The sequence below is a fragment of the Bradyrhizobium sp. genome (genome assembly GCF_049512235.1).
Taxonomy (GTDB): Bacteria; Pseudomonadota; Alphaproteobacteria; order Rhizobiales; family Xanthobacteraceae; genus Bradyrhizobium.
The window spans coordinates 1-2706 of sequence record NZ_JBEKXH010000699.1 but is presented as its reverse complement, the minus strand read 5'-3'; the positions used below and the strand labels follow the sequence as shown (position 1 = coordinate 2706).

Below are 2706 nucleotides of genomic sequence, written 5' to 3'. Positions count from 1 at the left end.
CAGTGGTGGAGTCGAGCGATGATGCAATTGTGACCAAGACCCTGGACGGCGTCATCACCGGCTGGAATCCGGCCGCCGAGCGTCTCTTCGGCTTTTCCGCGCAGGAGGCGATCGGCAAGAGCATCGACATCATCGTTCCGGCCGAATTGCGCAATGAAGTCCGGTCGATCCTGGGCCGGATCAGCAGAGACGAAAAAATCGAGCACCACGATACGATACGCACCGGCAAGGATGGCCGCCGGATCGACGTTTCGCTCAGTATCTCTCCGGTCAAATCACCGACAGGAAAGATCGTCGGCGCCGCCAAGGTTGCTCGGGACATTACCGCAAGAAAAAGAGATCAAGAGGTACTCGCAACGCGGACCAGGGAGCTGCAGCGTTCAAACGCCGATCTGGAACAATTCGCGTATGTGGCCTCGCATGATGTGCAGGAGCCGTTGCGCATGGTTTCGATCTACACCCAGCTGCTTGCGGAACATTACGAAGGCAAGCTCGACGAAAAAGCTCGGAAATACATGGATTATTCGCTGGATGGTTCCCGGCGTATGCGGGAGCTGATCAAGGATCTGCTGGCTTATTCGCGCATCGACGCGGAGGCCAGGACACCCGGGCCGATCAGGTCCGAAATCGTGGTGAAGAACGTGCTCGAAGGCCTGAAAATCGCGATCGAGGAAAGTCACGCCGAGATTGCTTGCGGCAATCTGCCGTGGGTGCGCGCCGACAAGGCGCAACTCGCGCAGGTGTTTCAGAATCTTGTCGGGAATGCACTTAAGTTTCGCGGCGAGCGGCCGCCACATATTCGCATTGACGCCGCGCAAAGTAACGGCAGCTGGACATTTCGCGTCGAGGACAACGGGATCGGAATCGACAAAGTACATTCCGATCTGGTGTTCCAGGTGTTCCAGCGGCTGCACGGGCGCGACCGCTATGGCGGCAGCGGTATCGGACTTGCGATCACCAAGAAAATCGTCGAGCGGCACGGTGGTCGCATCTGGTTCGAGTCCGAACCGGACAAAGGTTCGGCGTTCTATTTTACAATGCCGGCCGCGGAGGGAGACTCCGAAAGGGACATCACCAGCTGCTACCATCTTGGTGCCAACAGCTACATCGTCAAGCCGGTGGAGTTGCATGCCTACCGGGCGGCCGTGCGCAAGCTGGAAGATTTCTGGCTCGGTACTGCCACATTGCCACAGCGGGACGGCCATTCGATGGCTACTCACGTTGGTTATGGACTTTAACCTCAATTACCCTTGACCAGCGGGCAGCCGCCCTTGTCGAGCGGCCGGAAGGCCTCATCGCCGGGCACGGTGGCGATCAGCTTGTAGAGATCCCACTCACCCTTGGACTCCTCGGGCTTCTTGACCTCGAACAGATACATGTCGTGGACCATGCGGCCGTCGATGCGGATCTTGCCGCCGTGAGCGAAGAAATCGTTGATCGGCATCGCCCGCATCTGCTCCATGACCTTCGGCGCCTCATCCGACCCGATCGCCTCGATCGCCTTCAGATAATGCATGGTTGCCGAATACAGTCCGGCCTGGATCATGGTGGGCATGTGACCAACCTTATCGAAGAAGCGCTTCGAAAAGGCGCGGGTCTCGTCGTTCATGTCCCAGTAGAAGGCGTCGGTGACGATCAGGCCCTGGGTCTCCTTGGCGCCGAGCGCGTGGGTGTCGGTGATTTCCATCAACAGCGCGATCATCTTCTGGCCGCCCTGGGTGATGCCGAATTCGGAAGCCTGCTTGAGCGCATTGGTGGTGTCGCCGCCGGCATTGGCGAGCGCCACCACCTTGGCTTTGGAGGCCTGTGCCTGCAGCAGGAACGAGGAGAAGTCGGACGAGTTCAGCGGGTGGCGAACGTCGCCGAGCACCTTGCCGCCGCTTTCCTTGACCACGTTGGCGGCGTCGCGTTCGAGCGCCATGCCGAAGGCGTAGTCGGCGGTGACAAAGAACCAGGTATCCTCGCCGCGCTTGACCATCGCCTTGCCGGCGACGTTGGAGAGCGCGTAGGTATCGTAGGTCCAGTGCACCGTGTTGGGCGAGCAGGCGACGCCGGTGATGTCGGAGCTGCCGCCGCCGGAATTGATATTGATCTTGTTCTTCTCGCGGGTCAGCGCGGAGATCGGCAGCGCCACCGAGGAGGTCGGGACATCGAAGATGGCATCGACCTTTTCGTTGTCATACCAGTTGCGCGCGATGCTGACGCCGACGTCGGGCTTGTTCTGATGGTCGGCGGACACCACCTCGACGGGCTTGCCCTTGACCTTGCCGCCGTAATCGGCAACCGCCATCTGCACCGCGGCCAGCGAGCCCTTGCCCGTCGCGTCGGCATAGAGGCTGGACATGTCCGTCAACACGCCGATCTTGACGACGTCGTCGGAGATCTGCGCCTTCGCCGCGCCGCCGGACGCGGCGAAAGCAAGCACGGCCGCGACCGCGGCTATTGATGACTTCATGGCTTCTCCTCTTGGACTTGTTCAATCTATGATGCGCCTGTCTTCTATCCGGCCGGGGATAGCAGGGAAAGCCCGAAGACGGTGGGGAATTCCCGCGCTATCATCAACCTCCGGGCTGGGGTTCCTTGGGGCACCGTCCACGAATAATTGCCTCGGTAAACGCGACGTGGAATGCCAGATGGTCTGGGTCGGTCCTTACCTCTCCCCGCCGCCTGCCAGATCGCCTTGGTCGTAAAGCAGCGAGGCGAGGT

Annotated in this window: 2 protein-coding genes; one reads left to right on the top strand and one right to left on the bottom strand. The window is 60.4% G+C overall.

Annotated elements, in window-relative coordinates; translation table 11 throughout:
• Positions 1-1238, top strand: a 1238-nt coding sequence (locus ABSG20_RS34125) for a sensor histidine kinase (protein ID WP_423868840.1), incomplete at its 5' end; no start/stop codon positions are given.
• A gap of 2 nt (positions 1239-1240) precedes the next feature.
• On the opposite strand, the gene ABSG20_RS34120 is transcribed toward ABSG20_RS34125, so the two are convergent.
• Positions 1241-2455, bottom strand: a complete 1215-nt coding sequence (locus ABSG20_RS34120) for an ABC transporter substrate-binding protein (RefSeq protein ID WP_423868839.1) — start codon at positions 2453-2455, stop codon at positions 1241-1243.
• Positions 2456-2706: the final 251 nt, after the last annotated feature.

Coding starts and splice junctions, on each gene's coding strand:
- ABSG20_RS34120 (WP_423868839.1), bottom strand. CDS start 2,455: ATGAAGTCATCAATAGCCGCGGTCGCGGCCGTGCTTGCTTTCGCCGCG.